Here is a 25,553-nt window from a genome sequence, read left to right on the forward strand (position 1 = left end):
TGTAGGGGCCCGTGAGCCAACAATAATTGCCCATAATAAACAATATAATAAACTCGCCCCCGTGCAGATAAGTCCGATGCGACCCAATTTGATATGAGCTTTGCACGGATTACCCTACGTTTAGATAAGCCAGCGCAATTCCTATTAAAGTAAAAAGTAGATTAAAAACTGAGGATTTGTAAACAATGAGTGGCGATTTGAGATCGGATTTAATTGCAGCAGCCAAACATTTTTACGATCGCGGTTGGATGGTTGGGACTGCTGGCAATCTTTCAGCCCGCTTACCAGATGGCAGCTTTTGGATTACTGCTAGCGGCCGCGCGAAAGGGCAGTTAACTGAACAAGATTTTATCAGAATGAACTCAGACGGCGCTATTGTCGAGCAACCTGTTCCCGACAGCCGCCCTTCGGCCGAAACCAGCATTCATTTAGCCGTTTACAATTGTTTTCCAGACGCTAAAGCTTGCTATCACGTCCACTCCATTGAGGCAAATTTAGTTTCTCGGCTAACAGCAGGAGATGCAGTGCCTTTACCCGCGATCGAAATGGTGAAAGGTTTGGGGGTGTGGGAGGAAAACCCGCAAGTGTCTATACCCCTCTTTACAAATTATTTGGAAGTCCCTAAGATAGCCAAGGAAATTTGCGAATTCTTTGCCATTTGTGCGCCCTCTGTACCCGCTTTGTTAATTCGGGATCACGGCATCACAGTCTGGGCAGACTCGCCAGCCGCCGCCTACAGTTACGTAGAAATTGTAGAATACATTTTTCGCTATACGATCGCAGCCAGCCAATTAAATTTAGATTTGAAATTTTAGATTTTAGATTAAGCGGTGCATCGATTCGGAGGGTTGGGTATTTGAGATTAGGAAACGAGAAAATATTCAGAATAGGCAACAATTATGGCTAAATATACCAGAATTTTATCCATAGATGGAGGTGGAATTAGAGGAATTATTCCCGCGCAAATTTTAGTTAGCGTTGAGTCAAAGCTGCAACAAAAAAGTGGCAACCCAGATGCGAGAATAGCTGACTATTTTGATTTAATCGCCGGCACGAGTGCGGGAGGAATTTTAACTTGCATCTATTTGTGTCCAGATGCCGAAAATCCTAGCAGGCCTCTGTGGGCTGCCCAAGACGCTGTTAATTTTTCGATTAAGAGTGGCCGTGACGTTTTTCAGACTTCATTTTGGCAAAAAGTCAGATCTCTAGATGGTTTGATAGATGAGAAATATGCGAGTGATCGCTTAGAAAAATTATTTTTGGAAAACTTTAGAGATTGCCAACTCAGCCAACTGCTAAAACCTTGTTTGATTTCCAGTTACGACATCGAAAGAAGAAAAGCTCACTTTTTCGATCAAATAGATGCTCAACAATATCCAGCCGAAGACTATTTTATCAGAGATATCGCCAGAGCCACATCTGCCGCTCCCTCATATTTTGAAGTTCCAAAAATTTACTCTTTGACTAACGAACGCTACGCTTTAATTGACGGGGGAGTATTCGCCAACAATCCGGCACTTTGTGCCTATGCTGAAGTTAGAAATAAATTCAGTATTCCTGACGATAGCCTCGACAAAAGCCCGACAGCAAAAGATATGGTAATTTTATCGCTGGGGACAGGAGAAGCTCAGAAAAAATTCCCCTATGAAGAAGTGAAAAATTGGGGTCAAGTTGAGTGGGTTGAGCCTTTAATTAATATCATGATGACGGGAGTTGCGGAAACTGTAAATTATCAACTCATCCAGATTTATGATGCGGTTGAAAGACCGAATCAATATTTGAGAATTACTCCCGATTTGAGCCATGAACAACCGCTGCAGATTGATGATGCCTCGGAAGAGAAAATATCAGACCTGCTGAGAATTGGCAAGGAGCAAGCGGAAGAATATAATGAACAGTTGGATAACTTTATCGACTTATTACTTGCGGAGTAGTCCTAGAATTATAGATTTTAGATTTGGAAATAAGTGATGATTACCACAGAATCAATCAGTGCCAATCTAAAATCTCAAAAGGTATAGCACACCAACTGCAGGGCAGGCAGACTGAAAATATATGTTGACAAATCGTGCAATAATTGCTGTAGGATTGCCGAAAATCTCTCTGTGGCAGTGCTTCGCCCTGTTTGCAATTAATCGCGAGCCATCAGTCATTGGTTAAAAAATACCAAGAAAAGCACGATCGACATTTAGATGAAACCTTCAATAACAGGTGGTTTCAGCGTTTTTTTGTGACCTTGTTCCTGGGCGGCCAAGTGCTGCTACGCATAGTCCAAGGCAAAATTGACCGTCGCAAAATCATGGAACATTTAGTAACGGTAGGCCTGGATTCTTTGCGATCCGTGCTGCTAATAGCCTTTTTTGGGGGCATGATTTTTACCTTTCAATCCGCCCGAGAATTGGTTCGCTTTGGCGCGGTTGAGGCGGTGGGAGGTCCTTTTGCTGTGGCATTTTGTGGGGAATTAGCACCGCTTTTAACGGGGGGCGTGGTGGCGGGACAAGTAGGTTCGGCCTTTGCGGCGGAGATAGGAGAAATGCAGGTGACGGAACAAATAGACGCCCTGTATATGTTAAGAACAAATCCGGTTGATTATTTAGTAGTGCCGAGGGTGATAGCTTGCTGCATCATGCTGCCGATTTTAACAATTTTTGCGGTAGCGGTGGGGATTTTGGGCGGGCTATTTGTAGCGGTTAATTTTTATAATTTGGAACCGTCGGTATTTTTGGAATCGGTGCGGACTTTTTTGGCGCCTTGGGATTTAGTAACTGTGGCGATTAAAAGTTTTATTTTTGGGTTGATAATTGCCCTTGTCGGTTGCGGTTGGGGATTGACGACGGTGGGCGGAGGGAAAGGAGTAGGCCAAGCTGCCACGGCGGCGGTGGTAACTTCTTGGGTGTTGATTTTTATGGCGGATTTATGTTTATCGCTGTTGATGTCTCAGGAGTTGGGGATTCCTAGAACTTTATAATCTTGGCGATTATAGCAGGAGTCAGGAGTCAAGATGCTTAAATATTAAGCGTTTGAACAATCATCAACGCCCTACGCCGCCAAGGCGATTGCTATAAAAAAATCAACATGAAGATTTTTTTAACCGCAGATGAACGCAAATAAACGCTGATAAAATTGCATCAGCGTTCATCCCTGTTCATCCGCTGATATTTGCGGTTTAAAACTCTCCACTTGAGATTTTAGATTGGAGAAAGGAGGGCGATACACTCGAATTGCCTGGATTGGAACTTTCCCATCTGTTTCGGGGACGATTTCGAGGGTGTGTTTGGAGTTGCTCAAATTCTGAGCCAATGTTGTAGAATACTCACGGCTTGAATCTGCAATCTTTGGCGGAATGTATGAATCAACAAACATTGGTCGCACCTGCCAAGAAATCTCAAATCCTTTTGGCGTCGGTTTTTTAGAGTGTTCATAGGCTTTTTGCAGCCACCAGTTTCTCGGTTCAATCACGACGCGGCCGGAGTTGGAGACAAACATTTCGTCGTTTGTACCGCTGCCGTCGTAACCTGTTTTAGAACCTACAACGTCAAATTTAAACTTGCTGGCGTCGCTGTTAATCTCAGTAATTATGGCTTTCCAATCTTCGACGATTAGCGGTTTTTGGCTGGATACTTGGATGATTGCTGGCCAACCGACGCCAGGACTAGCGCTAGGTCTGGTGATGCTGTAAAGTTCAGGAAATTCTGAGGGTTTTTTGCCGTCGATCGCAATTTTAGCAGAAATTGCCTTGCCGTTGAAGTTTTTATCGGCGATCGCATCTATTCTATTTCCTTCAAATTCTAAAACCAACTTGCCATCTTGCCACTTAACATCGCTGCCAACTGTGTAGGTTTTTACTAAATCCTGCGGCGGTTGGGCAGCATTCGGATTGTATCGCAGGTGCGGTTTTATCAGAGCAGCTAGGAGAAAATTTCCCCAATCGTTGAGGTGAACGCTGTCGCTCAATAGCTGTTGTGGCTGCAAGCGATTGTCTTTCAAATACCTGCGCCAAGGTTCGCGAATTTCGGCGATTTCGCAGCCGTATTTATCGGCTAACTCCGGCAGCCATTTAGTAGAATGAGTGTTGTGCCATTCGTATCTGCTGACTGAATTTGGATCGTCGCTGTTGCCTGTCGGCATCCAGTCGATGTGGTCTGAATGCAAGAGTATTTCGCTAGCAGTGCGGCTGCGGACATTGGCAATTATGGCTTCGTAATCTTCACCGCCTCCGTAGACGTGAAAAATTAGCAAGTCTGGATAAAAAGGATACAAATCGTGTTCGCTGGGACGGATTAAAATGGGGGCGGCAAATCCTCCGATTGCCCGATTTTCCACAATCAAATCTGCATTGGGAAATCGCTGTTTCAAATCCTTCACTACATCTTGCCACCAATCTTGCTGAGTGATGGATTGACCGTAGAATAGGATACGCACTTGGCGGCGGTCTGTTGGAGTGCTAGCAGCAAGTAGCCCCATCGTCCTTGGAATCCTCGCTCCAAAAGTAGCACTATTTTCAATAGGAGCGGGTGGGGGGAATGGCGTATCGGCAGCTATTTTTTTGATGAGCGGAACTAACAGAAAGCTCAGACACAAAAAAAGCAGCCACAAGTAGCGATAAATCTTGGATTTTCTGCTATTTCCTTGGTGTTTTGCCATTGTTCTATTTTTTCTTGTCCGTTTCACTTCGCTCAAGGCGACTGTGGGATGAATGCTACGCCTCTAATCAGTAGCTGTAGCGTGCTTATGGGCGCATCTCACCAGTAGCTGTAGTGTAGGCTGTATGGAAATATCTTACCAAATTGAGCGCGACAAAAAGTGATATAATGCCAGCTAATTAATTGCAGGAGATCGATCGCACGTCAAATGGATTACAAAACAGCCCGCAGTTTTCTGATCGACCAAGGAACCGCCTTGGAAACCAAGAAAAATCCCGACGCCTTCCTGATGCGTCTCAAACAAGGTCAACCGCCCGTACCCGGACAGGTGACATCGATTTTATTAGCTTTAAAAATATTGTTTGAAGGGCTGCAAGAATCTCCAATGCTCGATCGACAATTAATCTCGGCACTGCATTTACTCTCAGTAGAAGGTTTGCAACAATTTGAAGCAGGACTCCGCAGAGGAGTTTCTTGGCCACCGCTGCTGAAGGAAGACTTAAATCGAATTGCGATCGCAGTCAAAAATATATTTTCCGGCGTCTGGCAATAATTAGCTCAGCAACCACCGAACCCAATACCCACCGCCAGCAAACTCAATTTTTCTTCTACATTTTTTTTCTACAATTATTTGTAAAATTTTATGTTAATCTTGCTACATTTACCCTCTAATTGTGGCATCTTAATATAATAATCAGTTCTCACAAACACTTGGAGAGACTACCATGAACGCCGAAGAAAAAGCTAGACAACTAATTGCACGAGAAAGGCAGCATAGCGAACACTTGCACGAATCTATGCTCAATCGTTCCTCCCACGAGCTAGAAACACATGGGGAGGGAATTGCTGAAGAAAAAGCCAGAGAATTAATGGCTCAAGAAAGGCAGCACAACGAACACCTGCACGACTCTATGTTAAGCCGTTCCTCCCAAGAGGTAGAGGCATCGATCGCACCCGATGACACTGACAAATAAATTTTGTAAACACAAGACTTACGGACACATACCAATAAACCTGGTTTTTATACCATTTTTCATACCATAACAAAGGGCTGTAAAAATGTTTGTGTATAAACAACCAGGTTTCTGAGTCTTGCAATAGTTCAGCACAGCAAAACTATAATCAAATCGAGGAGGATTTTAGTTGAAATCAAAACAGCCCCTGCTCGTTTGGCAGCGGCTATCACAAGCATCCACGCGCCATATATAGCAATAGAAAATGCCAGGTTCTACTCCTCGCGAAAGCTTTCGAGGGATGCCAAAAGAGCTGGCAGTCCCGCTAGCGCAGCCGACACCAGAGCCTCATCTTTGTAAACTCGCGATCGGAGAATACGGGTACCTTTAGACGCAGATGTGAAAGAGCCTCGCCGTTGGGAATTTCCGGTTTCAACCCGCCCTAAACTTTTTGTTTCTCGCGTCACGCACAACATAGCAGTATCCTCAATTAATCCCTAGATATGGGTTCGTAAAGTTTCTCAGGGCTTGGCTCAATATTTTTATTATTACTCAGATAGGTAACAGAGAGAAAACTATGAAATAATTATTTACCAGAGGCAGGGATCAAGTAAAACTGCATAATAACTCTTATTAATTTGTTACAGGCTCATCCTGTTTCAGCCGATCGCCCACAGCGACTCAGCCACCAGGCAGCAAAATCACCAATTTTATAGGAGGAACGTGGATCAATGATGCTAACTCTTAATCCAGCAACAGTCATAACTCAAATCAGGCCGACTGTCGAAAGCTTGCGCGACGGAGACTACCGCTACCGAGACTCCTTTGCAATCGATCAACCTTTCAGAGAAATCCAGTTTCGCAAACAAGACAGATACATCACCGGCAGCGATTCAGACAAACGCACGGGCAAAAGTTACTGCTTCCGGGGCATCCCCCAGCAAAACAACATTATTAACATCACGATAGCGATCGAAATTTCCCCAAAAACAGCACAGCAAACCGAGTGGAAATTAGCACCGGGAAACCCCATTAATTTCGACAGGCTTTATCCCCTGCAAGCAGGGCCAGGATTAGAATTGTACAAATGTTTGACAGCATTTTTACCCGAATTGAAGGAATAGTTATTGGTTACTTGTTAGTGGTTATTTCTTAATCGCTTTGGCTTGTTAATAACCAATGACATTCGTTAACAGTTAACAGTTAACAGTCAACAGTCAACAGTCAACAGTCAACAGTCAACAGCCAACATTTAACTCCCTAAGAACCAGCATTTTCCAATTCTTCCCGCAGCATTTCCCGGTATACTTTCGGCAAACGAGAACTCATAGAGTTGTTCTCAATTCCATATCCCAAACTCGTCCAAGTTCCCGAAAGCATCCGCAATACCTCAGTTAATCTTTCCTGCCGCAACATCTCAGGAATATCAGCTTTCCAAAACTTGCGATCGCTCAACCAAGCATAAACCACAGCATCCTGATCTTCTGGTTCAAAACTGTAATCTTCCCAGAACAAAAAATTAGCACGACGCGCCTGATAGCGCTTAGCCTTCTCCTTCCAAGTCGAAGTCAGAAATTGATACCTGCCCGCAGCGGTAGTACACCTGCCTCGATTCGGGCCATTAACAATCTTCACGCACCAGTCAGGATGGCGGCTCAAATCTAATATATATTTGCCACCGTAAACAACGTGATAAGGGCGAGAAACATTCGACTCGCTAGCAGAAATAGTACGCATCAACGCCCGAATGTAAGGATCGCCGGTTTTAATAGCCAGCGGCGGGAATTTTCCCACCCCGCTTACCGACTGCGACAACTGCTGATTTCCCCGCAAACTGTCAACAAAAAAAACACCGCCGCCAATCACAGCGCCGATTAAAAGTATAAATCCGAGGATTTGAATCTCCGATCGCCTCAGCAAACCTCTTTTGCGATGGCTCAATTTCTCAGCTTCTAGCCAACTCATTTCCATTTCCGAAATTTCAACCCATTTTCGAGCCACCCGCATCCGGCGCACCCGAAAATCGTATTGATATAGCGGCGCGGCTACCAGCGTTAGACTCGATAAAACCCCCGCCAATTTAATCAGCCAGAAATCTAATTCACCGGCTACGGCAACATTTGTCAGAGTAGATATTCCTGTTAGTAACTGGGCCGGATTGATCGATCGCGCTGGCCAATAAAAAATCGCAAATTGTACCAACAACGACAGATTAAATGCAAAAAAAATCACTACAACAGCATTCAAGCCTTCTCGCAAGTGCGATCGAATACCAATGTGCCTGCGCTTGAACTTGCGCGCAACGCGAAAGCGCCCCGGCAGCATAATTAGTAAGGGATTTAAGATTTTGACGGCGAACAAGTGAAACACAAAAAACACAGGCAACTGAATCAGCCAAGCCGCCAGCAGTAGAGTCAGAAAGCCGATATTGTCGCTGATAAAAGGAATGCCCCTGCGAAGGACAAAACTAAAACTCTGAGCGAGAGCAAATGCCCTTAACCACGAAATCGGATAGGGGAGCCAAGCTGGCCACTTGAGAGTTTTCATGCTGAGAGAGGGAAATTGCAACGGCGAATCGTAAAACTATTAAGATTTTGCCAGATTTGGCGATCGGAAAATAGTTGTAGGGTGCGTCAGCCCCAATCTTTGACCCAAATCACATCTTGCACCATTCTCGATAAGCCTTTTTTGGGCGGGCAGGATAAGCCTTTTTTGGGCGGCCTCTCCTGCCCAACCCCTACTCCCCACAAGAAAATGCACTTTTTGTGGAACAGGCCGGACAGCCTGTTCTTGACAATGGTGCAACATCTCCGATCCAAATCAAATTGTTTTTTGTCTGACGCACCGAACCCAAGCGAGGCTAATTCAATCAAATCACACTGGCAAACAACTCCTCAAAACTCTTTTGCGGAGCCTCCGACTTCGCCACAATTTCCACAACCTTGTTGCGAGAAGTCGGCTGAAACAGCGCCTCCACGCACACTTGGGCTACCTTAGTGCGGGGAATGCTGCTCTCAAACATTTTGTCGGCACCAGTCATGACGATCGCATCTGAATTATCCTCATTTTTGAGACCGCCCGGACGGACGATCGTATAAGTTAGGCCGCTTTTTTGCAAATATTCCTCGGCTTGCTTTTTCCAAACCAGAATCAGCCAAAACAAATTCAGCGGGTGAAAAAACTGAGAGACACACAGAGAAGTCACAAGCACAAAATGCTCAATTCCCTTAGCCTTGGCTGCATCCACCAAATTTTTAGTACCTTCAAAATCCACCTTGTAAGGCGCTGTGGGGTCAAAACCAGGGGCCGCCCCTGTCGCGCACAGCAATACCGTACTATCGCCGATCGCATCGCCCAGGGAAGTCGCATTTAATACATCCCCGATCACTAACTCAGCCTCCGGTGGTAAAATTTGTCTAGCTGTGTCTAGATTTCGGACTAAGGCGCGCACGGGAATACCTCGCTTGACCAATTCTGCGACGATGCGGCGGCCAGTCTGACCTGTGGCTCCTGCTACAAATGCTTTCATATGTCGAGTTATGCTGAACTAGGGTAAGTTTTGTTACTATCAATTTCTCAATTGTAGGGAGGAAACTCCCTTAACACATCCCCAACCAGATTGATTGGCGTGTATAACAGGAGAGCATAATATGAAGCAGGATTCCGCTGAATATCAAACAGTTGAAGCTTCTGACGAAAATTACTACCCAGATGCGAGTTTCCAACAGCCCGAAAGTGGCAGCGCGGATGCAGGAGAGGAAGTTGAGCCGATTTGGTTTCACACGCATTTTGAAGACAGCATGGAGATGTACGCCGATGCGGAGACGGTGGCGAAGCATTTGAACAACCACAAGACTTGGTTTTGCCAGTGCGCTTCGCCGATGAAGGCCGAGCCGATCGGCGAAAACGGCTATGATTTATTAATCGGGCGTTTTGGGGCTTTCGGCTACCGCGTTGAGGCGAGAATTGGTTTAGAGTTGCTGCCACCTGACGCTGAAGGCTGCTATTTGATTAAGACTATTCCGGTTCCGAATTATACCTCGCCTGGGTATGAAGTGGATTTTCGATCGGCAATGAAGCTAGTGGAGATACCGTCTCAGGAGTTTGCCGCCGATTGGCCGAGTTCGGAACGTGCTAAACTGCCGCCTGCGATTACCAGCGCTACGTGGAAGCTGGATTTGGCTGTGGGGGTTTGCTTTCCCAAGTTTATTCGATCGATGTCTCAACCTTTAATAGAAAAAACCGGCGATGCGCTTTTGGAAAAAATTATCAAACAAGTTAACCGGCGCTTGACTTATAAAACTCAGGTTGTTTTTCACGAAAGTTTGGGCATTCCTTTTCCGAAAAATCCTAAGAAACATTAACAATACTTACGCTCTAAGCTGTTGTGCATTTAAATTGTATGTTAAGTGCGGGAGTTCCTGCCCAACCCCTACTCCCCACAAGAGTAAAGATTTATTTTACTCTGCCATTTAAATGCGGATTAGCTTAACTCACATTTGTAGGGTGTGCACTGCACACCTTACTCATAAGTGCGATCGTAATAACTCATACCATTTTAGATTTTAGACTTCGGCGTGAGCGCTCAGTCGCACAAGTTTAGATTAAATTATGGGGAATAACTGATTGTGTATGGGTTGGGAACACGAGCCTACAGTTGCTTTTTTGAAACTGATATCACTGTCTCCGAGTGCTTAGGGCGTGCCTTATGCCTATGTTTTTGAATCCAACACTTCCTTGAGCAGTTAATCCAAATAACTATAGCAATCTTTGCAGGAGTCGTAAATTTTTTACTCCACCCCAACCCTGCCCGAATCCGCTGGGAATCCGTAAGAAATTTACAAATGATGCGAGGATTGCTATATGCTGATTTCTTATCAGCGGAATTAGTTTTTATTATGATAGGTCAATTTAGCACAGGGTTGGACACAATAGTTCCAAGTCAAATGCCATCAACTTCGACAGCATTGTTATTTAAAAAATCGGCTTCTGTCATAAGGATTTCCATCCTTATTGCCTCATGATTAAGCAATGTAGCCGACGCAGTTCAAAGGTGGCTCCGATCGCCATAGGAAACTAGCAAGTGTCTCAGATCACAAGGCCGATCGATCCCCCTCACTGCCAAAAACGTAAAATTATGTAACATTAAGTGAAGAGTTATCAAAGAACTCTTGCCATATCCCTAGAAAGTTATGACAACGAAACTAAGAGGTACACACACAGAGAAAATGGAGAGAGACTTGCACCAGTTGAGGGCAGACCAAGAACTGATTCTCAACCAAGTAGACAATGCGATCGCTCTGTTCGACTCGTCTGACTGCTTAGTTTTGTTTAACAAAAAATTGGCGGGAATCTGGGGACTGTCCCCAGAATGGCTGGAAACAAAGCCGAAGTGCCACTTGTTGTTTGCGGAAATTGTCGATCGGGGTTACTTGTCTGTTCAGCAGTGGCAAGAGTTTCAGCAAGCACTCGAAAAATCTCAGGATGAAAGTTTATCATTTTATTTCGAGCAATCCAATGCGGTTTGTTTGGAGGTGTGCGCCACGATTACCAACAGCGGCGGACGGCTGTTTACATTTCGAGATGTTACGGTATACCAAAACTCCCAAGCTAGCTTGAACGCAGAAGTCAGGCGGCTGAGGTTTCTTTTAGGTTTAACCGAACGTCTGCAAAAATCTGACAGTTTGCAAGAAATAGGTCAGTTTGCCCTCACCTATTTAGTAGAGGCAATGAATGCAGCTTTCGGAGATGTCAAGGTGATTAATGGCAAGGGAAACGATCGGCAAGCGTCGGGGATTTGCAACCAAGTTTCTAGTCAATTTTTGGCTACTTACGGGGAACCTGTAGTCGCAGGAATGCAAGAATTGCTCGACAAGGGCATTCCCTACGGCATCGGTTTGCTGTGGGAAGTGGTGAAAACTGGTAAACCTGTGTTTGTCGAGGATTATGCCCAACATCCCCATGCCGTGCCGGAATTTCGGCATCCGGGAATTGGACAACTGGGTATTTTTCCGATCGCAGCCACCGACGGTACAATTATCGGCGTACTGACGCTGGAGTCCCGCAACGTCAAAAAACTACAAACCGCCCTCCACCAAGAAGTGCTGGAGGCTGCTTGCCGGACTCTGGGGGCGGCGATCGAGCGGGCTCAGACACAAGAGAACCTGCGCCAAGTTAATGAAGAATTAGAGTATTCTTCTCAGTTGAAATCTGAGTTTTTAGCGTCAATGTCCCACGAATTGCGGACGCCTCTCAACAGCATTCTCGGCTTTTCTGACTTGCTGCTGCGGCAAACGGCCGGACAGTTGAGCGATCGACAAATCAACTATGTAGATCTGATCGAAAAAAGCGGCCAGCACTTGTTGCAGCTAATCAACGATATTCTCGATCTTTCTAAAATAGAAGCGGGGAAAGTAGAACTAAATTTACAGCCTGTTCGCGTTCAAGAACTCGCTACAGAATGTCTGAAAATGATGCAGCTACGGGCCGAGAAAAAGCGAATTGGTTTGTCTTTAGAACTCGACTACCGCATTACTAAAGTTTGGCTCGACGAACGGCGAGTTCGACAAATTGTAATTAATTTACTTTCCAATGCCATCAAATTTACCCCCGAACAGGGACAAGTTAAACTCAGCGGGCGTCTGGCCTACGGCAGCGAAATAGACGGCGACTACCGGCCGGATTGTTCTCCTGTAAATGCCAGCACTCCTTATTTGTGTTTAGAGGTGAAAGACTCCGGCATCGGCATTCCTCAAGACCGCTGGCACTTGCTATTTCGACCTTTTCAACAGGTGGATTCTTCCCTGACTCGGCGCCACGAAGGTACAGGTTTGGGTTTGGCTTTGACTAAGCGTCTGGCAGAATTGCACGGGGGAACTGTTTCTTTTCAATCTGTTTGCGATCGGGGAAGTCTTTTCCGCGTTTGGCTGCCGCTGACGGAGATGCGTCAACAGTTGGGAAACTTTGCTTCTTGTGCTTTGGATACCAAGTTAGTTCCTGCTTCTGCGATTGCTTTACCAATTGCTAGGAAGCGGATTTTGGTTGTCGAAGACCAGCCTTTTAACCAAATGTTAATTTCTGAGGTGATGGAATTGGAGGGGTACGGGGTAGAGATACTCGCGGATGGGAAGGCGATGGCCGATCGTATTCTCGCCGCCTCTGCAGCCCCGGAGTTGCTGCCGGATTTGATTTTGATGGACATTCAGTTGCCGGATGTTGACGGCTTTGAGTTGATGCGCCGAGTTAAAGCAGATCCTGTCTGGGATTCGGTACCGATGATTGCGGTGACGGCGATGGCGATGCCCGGTGACAGTGAGCGATGTTTGGAAGCTGGCGCTTCTGCTTATTTGAGCAAGCCACTGGATTTGAATTTGGCGATCGCTACTGTCCGTTCTTTTCTCGGCTAACAATAATTATTTGCAGTTCCAGCACTGCCATTTATGATAATTGATAACAACAAAGGTTAAACTCAATAGTAGATAAATATCTATATGACTTGCCCGCACTTGCCTCCGAAAGCCTGTTCCTACGAAAAATATCGAGTTTAGTAAGGAGAAATATACAAATCAACCAGTTTTCGAGCTTCCTCACGCGCAACTGCCGAGCTAAATTCGATATATTATATCATATTCCATGTCAAACAAGTCGCCCTGCATCATGTTGGTTGATGACGAGCCAGCTAATCTGACTTTACTGGAAGAGTTATTGCTCATGAAAGGATACGCTACAGTATCAGCACTATCTGGCGATGAAGCGCTCTCCCTCGCCCGCGCCTCTCGACCTGATTTAATTTTATTAGATATTATGATGCCGGAGATGGACGGCTTTGATGTGTGCGAGATCCTGCGGAAGGATACGGCATTGCAAACTGTACCGGTAATTTTTTTAACTGCCCTCGATGACGATACCTCTCGCATCAAAGGGTTAGAAATGATGGCAGATGATTATTTGACAAAGCCTTTTAACAGTCGTTTGTTGCTGGCCAAAGTTGAAAATGTTTTGCAGTTGAGTCAAATGCGATCGCAAGCTGTATCTTCCCAATTCCACCAGCAGGTAAAAGAGCAAAGCAAACGCCAAATCGCCGCAGCTTGGGAAGCCAACGAATATCTTTCAGAAAAATTTCAGCTATTTGTGCCAGAGCAACTTCTCGAACGAATTGCGCCGCAAGGAATAGAATCTATTCAGTTGGGCAATGTCACAGAAGAAGAGCTGACAGTTTTATTTTGTGACATTCGCGGGTTTACTACGATCGCGGAATCTCAACAAGCTCGCGAGACTTTTGAATGGTTGAACGCTTTTTTTACTAAAATGAACGAGTGCATCACGTCTCACTGCGGGTTTATTGACAAATACCTAGGCGATGCCATCATGGCAGTATTTGACAAGCCCAATTCTCACGCCATGGACGCGATCGAAGCCGCAGTAGCAATGCAAGAAACTTTGCAAGAATTTAATGCCAGTCGCCACAAATACAACTTAGAATCTCCCGTCAATATTGGTACCGGAATTAACACAGGTATCGGCATGATCGGCACTTTAGGTTCCGATCGCCGCATGGACTCTACAGTCATCGGCGATGTGGTAAATACAGCTTCTCGGTTAGAAAATTTAACTAAAATATACGGTTGCCAAATTATTGTTAGCGAAAATGCGATCGTTCATGCGAGAGAATTTCTAAATGGCATAAGTTCCAACTCCCACTCGAAAGAAAGTTTATTATTAAAGTGCGACTTAGAAGTGGAAACACAGGAGAGTATGATTTCTACTTCTGGGGCGACTGCTGCTGACAGCTATTTACCCAGCAACAATTATTACTATCGCTGGATCGATCGAGTAACCCCGCGCGGCAAGCAGGAAGCTATTGAAATCTACGAAATCTGGGCCGCCTCTTGTCCCGACTCTGAGACCAAACAGCTTACCCAGAGTTTATTTGACAAAGGAATTCAAGGATGGCAATCCGAAAGATTTGTCGCCGCCTTGGGATATTTTCAGCAACTAATCGAACAAAACCCTGCGGATACAGTTGTGCGTTTTTATATAAATCGCTGCCAGGAAAAACTAGGTTTTATACCTGCAAATAGCAGCTCAGAAGGATTTAACTTTTAGGGCGGGCTCGCGTGCCCGCCCTAAAATAGTTTAGACCTATTGCAAAAGTCTCCAACTATCCTGCGTTGCGTCTGTGGTTTCCCTATCAATGAAAGATTTATCCAATAAGTCTACTCTAATTGGAGTTAGCATCAAACAGCCGTCAAAACTTGCTCTCTCAACTTCTCGATTAACTCATTAACCCCCCCTGCATTCAAACGATAACTCAAAGGATGACCGATCAAATAAGCCGAACTTTCAAATAAAACATCAATTTCGACCAAACCATTTTCCCGCAAAGTTTTGCCAGTCGAAACCAAATCCACAATTGCCTCCGACATACCCGTAATCGGCCCTAACTCCACAGAACCGTAAAGTGGCACAATTTCCACCGGCAAATTTAAATTGTGAAAATATTCCCTTGCACAGTGTACAAACTTAGAAGCAACTCTACCGTGAGGAGGTAAATCCACAGTTCGTCGATAAGAACTAGATCCTTTCACCGCCACCGACAGCCGACACTTGCCAAATTTTAAATCAATTAAATTGGCAACTTTCGGCTTTTTTTCCCGCAAAACATCATAGCCAGCAATCCCCAAATCTGCTTGACCGTATTCCACATAAACCGGTACGTCATGCGTCCTTACTAGCAAAGCTTTGGCAGTGCCTGTCGGGTCATAAATTTGAAGTTGTCGGTTAGAGGAATCGAGAAAAGCACTGAAGTCTAAGCCAACCGATTTAAACAGCCGAATGCTATCTCCTAACAGTCCGCCTTTGGGAAGTGCAACAGTAATCATGTCAATTTTTAGAGTGTAAATTTCTAAATTTTGGAAGGGGGCGATCGCGGTCTAAGCAGAAACAGCTTTTGCCAAACTCAGAATAACACATAGAGTTCATAGCTAAAAATAAATTTCGGGTATTGCTAAATCCTTTGTTTGGGTATATATTATATTTAGTAAGTTTTTATTTCGTCACGTTTTTCAATGGCGGTCGGTATGGAAAACAATCAAGAATTTGACGGAAATTTTCACAGTGTAGACTCGGATTCCCTGAAAAAGATTACAGTAGATGAAATCCTCTCAGGCGGTGGTGTAGAGAGGGAGGAAATGGACTATACAGTAGCTGTACCTAGTGCTAACCAGGCCAGGGTTCCCAGAGACAGAGGCTTCTCGTTCCATGTGGAATCAAGCGTGTTCGATCAAGCCCCCCGATCGAAGTTTGCAGAAAAACGCGGAACGCTGGGAGGCTGTTAATTTGACAAATCTCCGCCCTAGAAGGGCAGAGATTCTTGTATCATTCAGTCCACTTAATAAGTACAGCTTCCTGTACTTACCAGAGATGGTTCTGTCCTCAAGCTTTCGACTCATTGCAGAGTCTTGTTCCCGTGTGCCCCACGGTACAATTCAAAACCCAAAATACTGGTTTCTAGGCGTACTTGTTGCTCGAAGTTTTTACCCGCGCAAGCTTTTCTGCGCCCAAGCCCATAACTTCAGTTTTCAAGGTGCGTTGCCTTCCAGCGACTGGGTTTTTAATGTGGTTGAATACCCTAGCCACATTACAATATTATCACGACCAAGAATAAAAAGTCGTCCTAGAAGGACGGGGCTTTAGACCCAATTTTTTGGTAAAATGCTTGCAGAGGCTGGTGCAGAAAACGGGCCGATCGCCTGATCGCCATTGTGTGTCACGCTTTTGTATATTCAACTCTAAAACTTAAAATTGCACAGGCGATCGGAAATAGCTAACAGCTACATTATGACCAAATTGACTCTGGTAATCGGCAACAAAAATTATTCCTCTTGGTCGCTGCGCGCTTGGCTGGCGATGAAACAAGCTGGACTGGAATTTGCCGAGGTGAGAATCCCCTTAGACTGGCCGACAACGCATGAAGAAATTCGGCGCTATTCTCCCTCGGGAAAAGTACCAGTTTTAATCGACGGCGATCTGAAAGTGTGGGAATCTTTAGCAATTTGCGAATACGTTGCAGAACGCTTTGCTAATGATTTGTGGCCGGTCGATGTAGCGGAACGGGCGATCGCCCGTTCCATCTGCGCCGAAATGCACGCGGGGTTCCAAAATTTGCGCGACAATATGCCGATGGACTGCCGCAACCGCTATCCGGGAGAAGGGATGACTCCCGGTGTAGAAGCAGAGATTCATCGCATCTTTGCCATTTGGCGCGAATGCCGCCAAAAATTCGGAACAGGCGGCAATATGCTATTCGGAAAATTCACAATTGTTGACGCTATGTTTGCCCCCGTTGTCATGCGTTTTATCACCTACGGAGTCAAATTAGATTCAGTAGCAAAAGCTTATGCGGATGCGATTTTTGCCTTGCCTGCAATCCAGGAATGGCTAGCAGCAGCTTGCAGCGAAACGGAAAGTATTCCACACATTAAAATCTAGCAAAAATCAGTTTACTTAACCTAAAATCTCAAATCTCAAATTTGAAATCAGGATGCGGATTCTTTTAGTTGATGATGAAGTTGAGTTGACTGACCCTTTGAGTCGAGTCTTAAGCCGCGAAGGTTATACAGTTGATGTGGCATTTGACGGAGAAAGTGGCAGCAATTTAGCCATGCAGGGCAATTACGATTTGCTAATTTTGGATTGGATGCTACCGAGGCAAACCGGACTGGCAATTTGCCAGAAGTTGCGATCGCAAGGACGGAATACACCAGTGCTCTTTCTCACCGCCAAAGATACCGTAGACGATCGCGTACAAGGACTTGACGCCGGTGCAGATGACTATTTAGTCAAACCTTTTGAACTGCGAGAACTGCTAGCCAGAGTCCGCGCATTACTGCGACGGCCTCCTACTTTTGATGCCGAGGTTGCTGTCGGCCGGCTGCAAGTTGGAGATTTACAGCTAGACTACGACAATCAATTAGCTTATCGGGGCGATCGTACAATTGACTTATCAGAAAAAGAATGTCAGTTATTAGAATACTTAATGCGCCATACCGGTCAATTGCTAACACACGAACAAATCCACCAGTATTTGTGGAGTGAAGCCGAAAAACCCAGCAGCAATGTATTAGCCGCTCAAATTCGCCTGCTGCGCCGCAAAATAGAAGCCCCTGGCGAATCTGTGCTAATTCACACAGTCTACGGCAGAGGCTATCGTTTTGGAGAAGCAAATTAAAAATAATAGCAATTGTACAAAAATCCCTCTTTTCTCTTCCATCGGACTGACATCCATGACATCCGTTACATCCGTCGAGCGAATCCGTTGCCGAACTTCCTTTTTCCTTCGGCTATATTATCTATTATCGGGAAAGTGTGCACCCTAAACAGCCTTTACGTATCTTGACAAACCAAAGTAATTACTGTCACCTCCGGCGGACAAAATAGCCTCCCCGGCGAATAAGTTCCCAAACCCCGATTTACGTACAGCAAATTACTCCCAACCTGATGCAAACCGCTAGCCCATTCCCAGTGAGTAACTACTCGATCCCAAGCTGACATAAAAGGAATGAACTTTCGGATTCGTTTAGGAATCAAATAGCCAATTTTTCTGACCCAAGCGTACAAAGGGCCGATACCAGGAATAACAATTTGACCACCGTGAGTGTGCCCAGAAAACTGCAAATCAATCCGCCAATTTTGCAGCTTTTCAGCAGTATCAGGATTGTGAGACAAGACAATCCGAGGAATCGCGGGATTTATGGATGTCATTACAGGTTTAGGCGCAAAATCGCCCGACCAAAAATCTGCTAACCCAACTAAAGCCAATTCAGAACCCAAAGGATAGATTGCTTCGTTGTACAAAACCCGAATCCCGACGCTATTTAAAGCCTTAGTAACCTCTCTTTTTGCCTCCGGCCAGTAGTGGTCGTGATTTCCCAAAACCGCGTAAATTCCCACCCGACTTTGCAAGTTTTTCAATCGCTGCACTAAGCCGTAAATAGGTGCGGGGTCATAGCTAATAAAGTCACCAGTTAAAAAAATCAGGTCTGGTTCGGCTTCATTGGCTGCTGCAATCGCCTCTTCTAGCAACCATTCCGACAGTCGCACCCCGTCATAGTGAAAGTCTGTAAGCTGTACAATTTTAGTACCGGATAGATTTGCTGGAAGATTAGCGATTGGTATTGTTAAATACTCTATTCGCAGTTTCCCAGTTAATAACCTGTGCATAAATCTAAAGTTTATTGATGACAGAGCGCCACCTCTAGCTTAGCAAATAAACAAGCAAGACTGCCAAACTAGATATTCTTCCCTTTTCCTTCTGTCATCTGACTAATGACTACAGTCCAGGACGCAAAAAGTGGGATTACTCAAGAAAAGTGAGACAGAAATGCCCAATCTTTATTTAGGCTTTCTTGCAAAATTGTTTGGGTATTACGCGCCCAACTACTACAGCATTTTTATAATATTATGACTTGCGTAACAAGCTGTTTAAAACGCTATCAATTCTCTTCAGACTGGCATTCCCCGCCCCGCATCTATATTCTTTTAGCAATTGTCAAAGCTGAGATTTGTGTCGCATCGCCATCGCATCGGCCTACCACGGGGGGATTGCCACTACCAAACACTATTTCATGACCAATGATTTATTACTAAGTAAATGGAAATAAACATGGCTTGGGAGAGGCAGAGTTTTGCATTAATAATAAACTGGTGGCTAGTATATATCATTGCCTTATGCGCCCCTACTATATTTTATTTTTTGTCGAGTTTGCCTACTTTTTAACTAATAACTTTTGATGAATGCCGCTTTTTCTCAATATATTGCTGGTGGTAATCCTCTGCCATATAAAATTCACCAGCAGGTTTTATTTCGGTTGCAATATCTTTGTCGTATTTACCGGAAGTTTGCAATTTTTGTTTGGATGCGCGAGCGGCTTTTTCTTGTTCGGAATTGTGATAAAAAATCACAGACCTGTACTGTTCGCCTCTGTCGGGGCCTTGGCGATTGATTTGGGTAGGATCGTGACAGTTCCAGAATACATCTAGCAGTGCTTCGTAACTCACCTGCGATCGATCGTACTCTATCAGCACAGATTCAGCGTGACCAGTGACTCTAGCACAAACATCCAGGTAGCAGGGATTCGGCCAGTGACCTCCTGTGTAGCCTGCAGCAGTCGAGACGACACCAGCAACGGCGCCAAACTTGTGTTCAACTCCCCAAAAACAACCGGCGGCAAATGTGGCTTTTTCCATCGTGTTACTCATCGTATTGGGTTCAAACTTGGCAATAAATTATCCTTGACATATTCCCATAAGTGTGCATTCCCAAACTAATCGCGGCTGTACGTAGTTTAGCAAATATTGTCGTGCTTTTTCCAAGGGCTCTAAGGGCGATCGACTAATTCCCCCTGCCAAAAATTGCTGCCAGTAACAGTGTTGTAAATAATCGATTAACCACAACTGAGATTCAGTATCTAAAGTTTTATCAATTTCCTTTGCCAATTCCAAAGCAGACCGCAGATTTTGAGGCAAATGCTTCACCTTTTGCAGCAAATCATCGGGTATTGATTGCAGTTGCTGCCAAATAGCAATTGCCTCCCCAGGACTGCCCTGAGCCATCCCCAGTACCTCGGAATGATCCAAAATCTCTGCGAATCCCGCTTGCTGCAAAACTTGTGCCATTGCTTCGGGATTCAGTCGTGAAAACTGGATTTTTTGACAACGGGAAATCAAAGTTGGCAGCAAAGCTTCCACAGTCGGAGCAATTAAGATTAGCGCTGCTTTTCCCGGTTCTTCCAATGTCTTCAATAAGCCGTTAGCGGCTCCCTCACCCATTGTTTCTGCCTGTTCCAAAACTACGACTGAACGCGCAGCTTCTAGCGGTGGTCGGCTGAGAAAATCACCGATTTCTCGAACTTGTTCTAAGCGAATTTGTGGTGGTGCTTTCCGCTTTAAACCGGCTTCCTCTGCTTCCTTTGGTGTAAGCCGTTTGCCTTGGTTCATATAAGTTGGTTCTACCCAGAGTAAGTCTGGATGATTTCGCTGCCGCACGCGATTTTGAACGGAGGCTATTAGTCTGGTTTCGGGAAGATTGGCTGAGAATAAAAGCTCGATGAAAGACTGAGCAGCTAAACTTTTGCCGATGCCGTTAGAGCCGATAAATAAATAACCAGGAGCAATTCGGTTTTGCTCGACTGCTTGAGTTAGCAATTCTACTGCTCGCTCTTGTCCGATTAATGATGTAAAATAATTCATGTTTGCTCAGGAAGAATGAAGTTCGGCAACGGATTCTGTAACGGATGTAACGGATGTAACGGATGTAACGGATGTAACGGATGTAACGGATATCAGGATGAAGGATGAAGGATGAAAATCTAAGGTGTCAGTAGTAATTAAGAATATCCTAACCGTCGGGAGTGGTTGCTATAATACCAAAAGGTTATTGTGGTTTAATGGACTGCTAAATAATTGTTTTGAGTTAATAATCTTAAATTGTAAGTTGCAGGAGCCGGACAGGGCATTGCTGTGTCTCTACACATTATGTAGGGCTATTTTTTAGAATTGGTATTATTTAAATATCCCCAAGCTTCTAACCTGCGAGTTACAATAGCTTGAATCTCCTGAGCGACTTCATATTCAGGCCGAGCGGCATTTATCCGGACAATTCGAGATTTATTTGCCTCGGCTAACTCCGCAAAACCTTGCTGCACAAGGCGGTGAAACTTCAAATCAGCTTGCTCGATCCGATCGCACCCTCCCCGGGCCCTTACCCTCGCCAAACCCGCCTCCACATTAATATCCAGCCACAAAGTCAGATCGCTTTCCAAGCCGCCGGTGGCAATGTCATTCAACTGCTTAATTAAATTTAAGTTAAGACCGCGGCCGTAGCCCTGATAAGCGATCGTAGAGTCAGTAAAGCGATCGCATAAAACAATCGTTCCCTTAGATAACTCGGGTTTAAGAAAAGTTTCGACGTGTTGAGCGCGATCGGCAGCGTACATTAGTAATTCTGCTCGATCGGATACAGATTCGCCCCCATCTTGTTTCAGCAACAAATGTCGTAGTCCCCTTCCCAGCTCAGTACCCCCCGGTTCGCGAGTAGCCACCAAGCGGACTCTCAGAAAGCAACTTCCTTGCAGAAACTGTATCAAGCGCTGCATTTGCGTAGTTTTACCCGCACCTTCAACCCCCTCAAACACGATAAGTTTGCCCTTCATTGCCCTAACTTCCCATCTCAATAAAATAAATCTATATTGTTCTGTGGATCTGTTCTAGGTTCGGTATGATAATAAAGTCTAAATGCCTCACGGCTGGAGTTGTCTATGGCTCGCTATACTGGTTTTTTTATCGTTGCCGTTCCGATCGACCGTCTCCGTCAATCCCTGATTGAAATTTTAGAGTCATGCAATCTTGATATTATCTACAATACAGGAGATTCCGTCATGGCTCGCGAGCTCCCAGGTCAAGTTTCGATTGCCAAACTTGTCACCGCAGAAGTCCTAATTGAGAAAAACACGGCCAGCGACTCAGAGGTTCGCATGAACTTCGTGATTAAAAACGAAGAACTGCCCCTGCAAACCAACAACCACTGCCGTCAAATGTTCGAGCTAGTGAGTCGTTCAATTATGAACAACAATAACTGGCGACTTTTGGAAAGTATGGCACTGTAGCCATCAGTCAGTCGATTTTACATTTTAGATTTTAGAGTGACTCCACAGATAAATTTGGAGTCTCGAACTAATCTGGAAACTTCTTTGCTCTCGACTCCTGGTGTGGGGGGCTTGTATCCGTCTTGGGATGAGGTCATTAGTCATTAGTTTCTAGCTAATGACCGATGGCCTCCGACTTTTATATGCAATCCCTAAATTTAAGCTCGAAATCCCCGGCGCAGAAACAAAGAATTTGTAACCACGCTAACAGAACTAAACGCCATAAATGCTCCGGCCGCGGCAGGACTGAGTAGAATTCCGGTTGCAGGCAGCAAGATACCCGCTGCCACCGGAATTCCCAGAGTATTGTAACCAAAAGCCCAAAATAAATTTTGGCGAATCTTATTAAAAGTAGCGCGCCCCAGCTCGATCGACTCAACAACATCCATCAAAGCATTTCGCATCAGCACAATTTGAGCAGTTTCAACTGCTACATCAGTGCCACAGTGCAAACCGATACCGACATCAGCTTGAGCCAAAGCCGGGGCGTCATTGATACCATCGCCCACCACAGCCACTTTACAGCCTTGGGCTTGCAAAGTCGCGATCGCCCTCGCCTTCCCCTCCGGCCGCACCCCGGCCAAAACATCAGCCGCCGTCAAATCTAGCTGCTGCGCCGTCGCCGCCGCCGCAGACGGCGTATCCCCCGTCAGCATCATCACCCGCAATCCCATGCCCCGCAAACGTTCCACCGCCGCCTTAGCATCCGGCCTCAGAGTATCTTTTAGCCCGATTACCCCCAGCAAAACGCCCCCAGAAGCCACGTAAACCGCCGTTTTGCCTTGCAAAGACTCCGACAATTCCGTCGCCACAGCGACCCCCTGCTCTTTCATCCACTCAGCATTCCCCGCAAACACCCGCCGGCCCTCCACCAAAGCAGAAACCCCCAAGCCCGGTTCCGTGCAGAAATCCTCAGCAGCTAGCAGCGGCAAACCTTGCTGTTGAGCTTCCAGCAAAATCGCTGCGGCGATGGGATGACAAGCGCCGCTTTCCACCGTCGCCGCAATTTGCAGCAGTTTTGAGTCAACTCTGCCAGAAACTCCATCAATTGTGGAACAAACATCTTGTTTGTTGCCAACATTAATATCTGAGTTCAAATCCCACTCCGAATTCTGGAAAATCGGCAAATAATCTGTGAGTGTGAGATTTCCGGTTGTCAGAGTGCCAGTCTTGTCAAAAACCACCGTATCTAATTGATGTACCCGTTCTAAAACATCACCACCGCGAATTAAAAGCCCGCGCTCCGCCCCGATGCCAGAACCGACTAAAATTGCAGTTGGGGTAGCCAGTCCCAAAGCGCAAGGACAAGCAATAACTAAAACTGCGATCGCCAATTTCAAACTTAACAGCAAAGGCGATTGATAATGGATAATTGGCAATTCATTTCCCATGCCCAATACCCCATGCCCGATGCCCATTGCCCCATGCCCCATATCGTGTCCTAAAAGCACAGAAGGCCAAATATGAGTGCCGGCAAAATACCAAAATAGGAAAGTTAAAACTGATATCCCCATTACCCCATAAACAAAATATCCGGCGACAGTATCAGCTAAATTTTGAATCGGCGCTTTGCGAGTTTGGGCTGCCTGCACCAAAGCCACCATTTGAGCTACAGTTGTTTCCTTACCGGTGCGAGTTGCCCGCATCACAACTGCCCCGGATTTATTGATAGTTCCCGCCGCAACTGTATCTCCTGGTTGCTTCAAAACCGGCATTGATTCGCCAGTCAGCATCGACTCATCTATTGTTGTTTTGCCTTCGCAAATTTCCCCGTCTACTGGTATTTTTTCCCCTGGCAAAACTTGCAGCCATTCTCCGACTCGGACGCGATCGGCTGGAATTTCAATATATTGTGGATCGTAGGCTGCAGATGTCGAGTCTAAAGGCAATTCTTCCGATCGCAAATCTAAACTCGCAAGTTTAAAATCAACTAAGCGGGCTTTCGCAGGTTGCAATGCGATTAAAGCTTGCAAAGCTGATGCAGCGCGCCGTCTGGCTTGCTGTTCCAGAGTTTTGCCCAACAAAATAAAGCCCAGCAGCATCACCGGTTCATCAAAAAAGCACTCCCATCCCATCCGTGGAAACAGCAGCGCCGCGTTGCTAGCGGTGTAAGCTGTAACAGCGCCTAAAGCTACCAAAGTATTCATGTTGGGTGCATTTCGCCACAAACTGCGGCACCCGTCAACGATAATCGGGCGGCCCGGTAGCAGCAAAGCTAGGGTGGCGAGTCCCCAGTGAAACCAAATATTGCTGAGAATTGGGGCTTTTGTGCCGAGTACGTGACCTAAACCGGATAGGATAATTAAAATAAGGGCGATCGTCAATTGCTGGATTTGCTGTCGAATTTCTTGCCCTCGCCGTTCAATTGTTGCGGCTTGTGCTTCCCGCTGATTTTCACCAGAACGAGACTGAGAGGGAAATCCATTATCAGTCAACTTTTTCGCTAAAGCTTCTGCATCGACAGTCCCCGGTTGACACTCAACCGTCGCGACTTCTACGGCCAAGTTAACGCAAGCTGAAATTACGCCTGAATACTGCATGAGTTGGCGTTCCACAGCTTTCGCGCAGCCGGCACATTTCATCCCGCTGACATCGAAAGTAACAAGTTCTGGCGGTGATTCGTTAACTGGTAGGATTTCTGGTTGAATTTCGGGGATTGTTTTGGGCAAAAATTGCATGGTTTTTTTGGTATTGATTAGAATATTTCGCCACTTTTGAAATGGTTTAATGCCCTGTTTAGACAAATGTCTATATTTTGATCATAGATAAATATTGTGGCATCTTCCGAAAGTGTTAGTTTTTTTTAATTCTTATTAATTCCATGCGGTTAAATCCGCAGTCCGGTAGGGGTTTCAACTACTGTCGGACTGCGAGTTTAACGCTAAGACACGCCTTGGGCAGGGTAGTGCTGTTTGCCTATTTGATATAATGAGCCAATTGCCTAGTTAGTATCCAGCTTTTATTTGACGAATTTAGCTATGACAGAAACACCCAAATTTTATATTGTCAAACGTCCTGCGGGTAATTGCGAAATTTTGCCAATCGCGCAACTCGAAGAACAAAACCCCAGTATTATTGAAAAGTGGGGCCCTTACGATTCGCCTGAAGATGCGATCGCCCGCCGCATCGGATTAATTCGCGCAGGTAAATGCCAGCCGCAATGACCAATTACTATTACTTTCCTCGGCATCGTGAAAGCTAACGTGATCTCAAATCTGTTAGTATCGGAGTTCTTTAGATCTCTCTTCTATTCA

At 45.5% G+C, this 25,553-nt stretch carries 24 protein-coding genes; 14 read left to right on the forward strand and 10 right to left on the reverse strand.

The window, feature by feature from the left end; translation table 11 throughout:
- The first annotated feature begins 185 nt into the window (after positions 1–185).
- From mtnB to QUA36_RS00815, 3 genes are all read left to right on the forward strand, one after another.
- Positions 186–815: a methylthioribulose 1-phosphate dehydratase gene (mtnB, locus tag QUA36_RS00805; protein ID WP_333454957.1), complete on the forward strand. Its 630-nt coding sequence runs from the start codon at positions 186–188 to the stop codon at positions 813–815.
- A gap of 84 nt (positions 816–899) precedes the next feature.
- Entirely contained in the window at positions 900–1,934 is a 1,035-nt protein-coding gene (locus QUA36_RS00810; protein ID WP_333454959.1) for a patatin-like phospholipase family protein, read from the forward strand.
- Between the two features lie 218 nt (positions 1,935–2,152).
- Complete coding sequence (locus QUA36_RS00815) at positions 2,153–2,968, forward strand: MlaE family lipid ABC transporter permease subunit (protein WP_333453194.1); 816 nt, start codon at positions 2,153–2,155, stop codon at positions 2,966–2,968.
- A 167-nt stretch (positions 2,969–3,135) separates the two neighbouring features.
- On the opposite strand, the gene QUA36_RS00820 is transcribed toward QUA36_RS00815, so the two are convergent.
- The gene (locus QUA36_RS00820) at positions 3,136–4,644 is read right to left on the reverse strand and encodes an SGNH/GDSL hydrolase family protein (protein WP_333454961.1); all 1,509 of its coding nucleotides are present in this window, start codon (positions 4,642–4,644) and stop codon (positions 3,136–3,138) included.
- 207 nt (positions 4,645–4,851) lie between these two features.
- Here QUA36_RS00820 and QUA36_RS00825 point away from each other — a divergent pair, with 207 nt between their 5' ends.
- Both QUA36_RS00825 and QUA36_RS00830 read left to right on the forward strand, forming a co-directional pair.
- Entirely contained in the window at positions 4,852–5,196 is a 345-nt protein-coding gene (locus QUA36_RS00825; protein ID WP_015174589.1) for a hypothetical protein, read from the forward strand.
- 172 nt (positions 5,197–5,368) lie between these two features.
- Positions 5,369–5,617: a hypothetical protein gene (locus QUA36_RS00830; RefSeq protein ID WP_333153951.1), complete on the forward strand. Its 249-nt coding sequence runs from the start codon at positions 5,369–5,371 to the stop codon at positions 5,615–5,617.
- Between the two features lie 254 nt (positions 5,618–5,871).
- Here QUA36_RS00830 and QUA36_RS00835 read toward each other — a convergent pair whose 3' ends face one another.
- Positions 5,872–6,072, reverse strand: a complete 201-nt coding sequence (locus tag QUA36_RS00835) for a hypothetical protein (RefSeq protein WP_333454963.1) — start codon at positions 6,070–6,072, stop codon at positions 5,872–5,874.
- 255 nt (positions 6,073–6,327) lie between these two features.
- On the opposite strand from QUA36_RS00835, the gene QUA36_RS00840 reads away from it, so the two are divergent.
- Complete coding sequence (locus QUA36_RS00840) at positions 6,328–6,720, forward strand: hypothetical protein (protein ID WP_333454965.1); 393 nt, start codon at positions 6,328–6,330, stop codon at positions 6,718–6,720.
- A 136-nt stretch (positions 6,721–6,856) separates the two neighbouring features.
- On the opposite strand, the gene QUA36_RS00845 is transcribed toward QUA36_RS00840, so the two are convergent.
- A complete protein-coding gene (locus tag QUA36_RS00845; RefSeq protein WP_333454967.1) occupies positions 6,857–8,143 on the reverse strand; it encodes a glycoside hydrolase family protein in 1,287 nt (428 codons plus the stop codon).
- A 322-nt stretch (positions 8,144–8,465) separates the two neighbouring features.
- The gene (locus QUA36_RS00850; RefSeq protein WP_333159740.1) at positions 8,466–9,125 is read right to left on the reverse strand and encodes an NAD(P)H-binding protein; all 660 of its coding nucleotides are present in this window, start codon (positions 9,123–9,125) and stop codon (positions 8,466–8,468) included.
- Between the two features lie 121 nt (positions 9,126–9,246).
- Here QUA36_RS00850 and QUA36_RS00855 point away from each other — a divergent pair, with 121 nt between their 5' ends.
- The 3 genes from QUA36_RS00855 (at position 9,247) to QUA36_RS00865 (ending at position 14,701) form a co-directional block, all read left to right on the forward strand.
- Entirely contained in the window at positions 9,247–9,960 is a 714-nt protein-coding gene (locus QUA36_RS00855; protein ID WP_333159738.1) for a DUF1997 domain-containing protein, read from the forward strand.
- Positions 9,961–10,788: 828 nt separating this feature from the next.
- Positions 10,789–13,002 (forward strand): ATP-binding protein, encoded by a 2,214-nt coding sequence (locus tag QUA36_RS00860; RefSeq protein ID WP_333454970.1) that lies wholly within the window; start codon positions 10,789–10,791, stop codon positions 13,000–13,002.
- A 226-nt stretch (positions 13,003–13,228) separates the two neighbouring features.
- Positions 13,229–14,701 carry a response regulator gene (locus tag QUA36_RS00865; RefSeq protein ID WP_333454972.1) on the forward strand — a complete coding sequence of 491 codons (1,473 nt, stop codon included), beginning with the start codon at positions 13,229–13,231 and terminating at the stop codon, positions 14,699–14,701.
- Between the two features lie 131 nt (positions 14,702–14,832).
- Here QUA36_RS00865 and hisG read toward each other — a convergent pair whose 3' ends face one another.
- Positions 14,833–15,477 carry an ATP phosphoribosyltransferase gene (hisG, locus tag QUA36_RS00870; protein WP_333453657.1) on the reverse strand — a complete coding sequence of 215 codons (645 nt, stop codon included), beginning with the start codon at positions 15,475–15,477 and terminating at the stop codon, positions 14,833–14,835.
- Positions 15,478–15,675: 198 nt separating this feature from the next.
- On the opposite strand from hisG, the gene QUA36_RS00875 reads away from it, so the two are divergent.
- The 3 genes from QUA36_RS00875 (at position 15,676) to rppA (ending at position 17,825) form a co-directional block, all read left to right on the forward strand.
- Positions 15,676–15,933, forward strand: a complete 258-nt coding sequence (locus QUA36_RS00875) for a hypothetical protein (RefSeq protein WP_333454974.1) — start codon at positions 15,676–15,678, stop codon at positions 15,931–15,933.
- A gap of 502 nt (positions 15,934–16,435) precedes the next feature.
- Positions 16,436–17,086: a glutathione S-transferase family protein gene (locus tag QUA36_RS00880; RefSeq protein WP_333454976.1), complete on the forward strand. Its 651-nt coding sequence runs from the start codon at positions 16,436–16,438 to the stop codon at positions 17,084–17,086.
- 52 nt (positions 17,087–17,138) lie between these two features.
- Positions 17,139–17,825, forward strand: a complete 687-nt coding sequence (gene rppA, locus QUA36_RS00885; RefSeq protein WP_333454978.1) for a two-component system response regulator RppA — start codon at positions 17,139–17,141, stop codon at positions 17,823–17,825.
- A gap of 155 nt (positions 17,826–17,980) precedes the next feature.
- On the opposite strand, the gene QUA36_RS00890 is transcribed toward rppA, so the two are convergent.
- From QUA36_RS00890 to tmk, 4 genes are all read right to left on the reverse strand, one after another.
- On the reverse strand, positions 17,981–18,817 hold the full coding sequence (locus tag QUA36_RS00890) for a metallophosphoesterase (RefSeq protein ID WP_333159726.1): 837 nt from the start codon (positions 18,815–18,817) through the stop codon (positions 17,981–17,983).
- A gap of 552 nt (positions 18,818–19,369) precedes the next feature.
- Positions 19,370–19,855 (reverse strand): peptide-methionine (S)-S-oxide reductase MsrA, encoded by a 486-nt coding sequence (msrA, locus tag QUA36_RS00895; protein WP_445301407.1) that lies wholly within the window; start codon positions 19,853–19,855, stop codon positions 19,370–19,372.
- 27 nt (positions 19,856–19,882) lie between these two features.
- Entirely contained in the window at positions 19,883–20,845 is a 963-nt protein-coding gene (locus QUA36_RS00900; RefSeq protein ID WP_333454980.1) for a DNA polymerase III subunit delta', read from the reverse strand.
- Positions 20,846–21,138: 293 nt separating this feature from the next.
- Positions 21,139–21,807, reverse strand: a complete 669-nt coding sequence (gene tmk / locus QUA36_RS00905; protein ID WP_333454981.1) for a dTMP kinase — start codon at positions 21,805–21,807, stop codon at positions 21,139–21,141.
- Between the two features lie 105 nt (positions 21,808–21,912).
- Here tmk and QUA36_RS00910 point away from each other — a divergent pair, with 105 nt between their 5' ends.
- On the forward strand, positions 21,913–22,260 hold the full coding sequence (locus QUA36_RS00910; protein WP_190659999.1) for a hypothetical protein: 348 nt from the start codon (positions 21,913–21,915) through the stop codon (positions 22,258–22,260).
- A 197-nt stretch (positions 22,261–22,457) separates the two neighbouring features.
- Here QUA36_RS00910 and QUA36_RS00915 read toward each other — a convergent pair whose 3' ends face one another.
- Positions 22,458–24,977, reverse strand: a complete 2,520-nt coding sequence (locus QUA36_RS00915; protein ID WP_333454983.1) for a heavy metal translocating P-type ATPase — start codon at positions 24,975–24,977, stop codon at positions 22,458–22,460.
- A 300-nt stretch (positions 24,978–25,277) separates the two neighbouring features.
- On the opposite strand from QUA36_RS00915, the gene QUA36_RS00920 reads away from it, so the two are divergent.
- The gene (locus QUA36_RS00920; protein ID WP_333159716.1) at positions 25,278–25,463 is read left to right on the forward strand and encodes a DDE transposase family protein; all 186 of its coding nucleotides are present in this window, start codon (positions 25,278–25,280) and stop codon (positions 25,461–25,463) included.
- The last annotated feature ends 90 nt before the right edge of the window (positions 25,464–25,553 follow it).

Origin of the sequence: Microcoleus sp. Pol10D4 (genome assembly GCF_036701555.1) — a bacterium.
In the GTDB taxonomy this organism is placed as follows: Bacteria; Cyanobacteriota; Cyanobacteriia; order Cyanobacteriales; family Microcoleaceae; genus Microcoleus.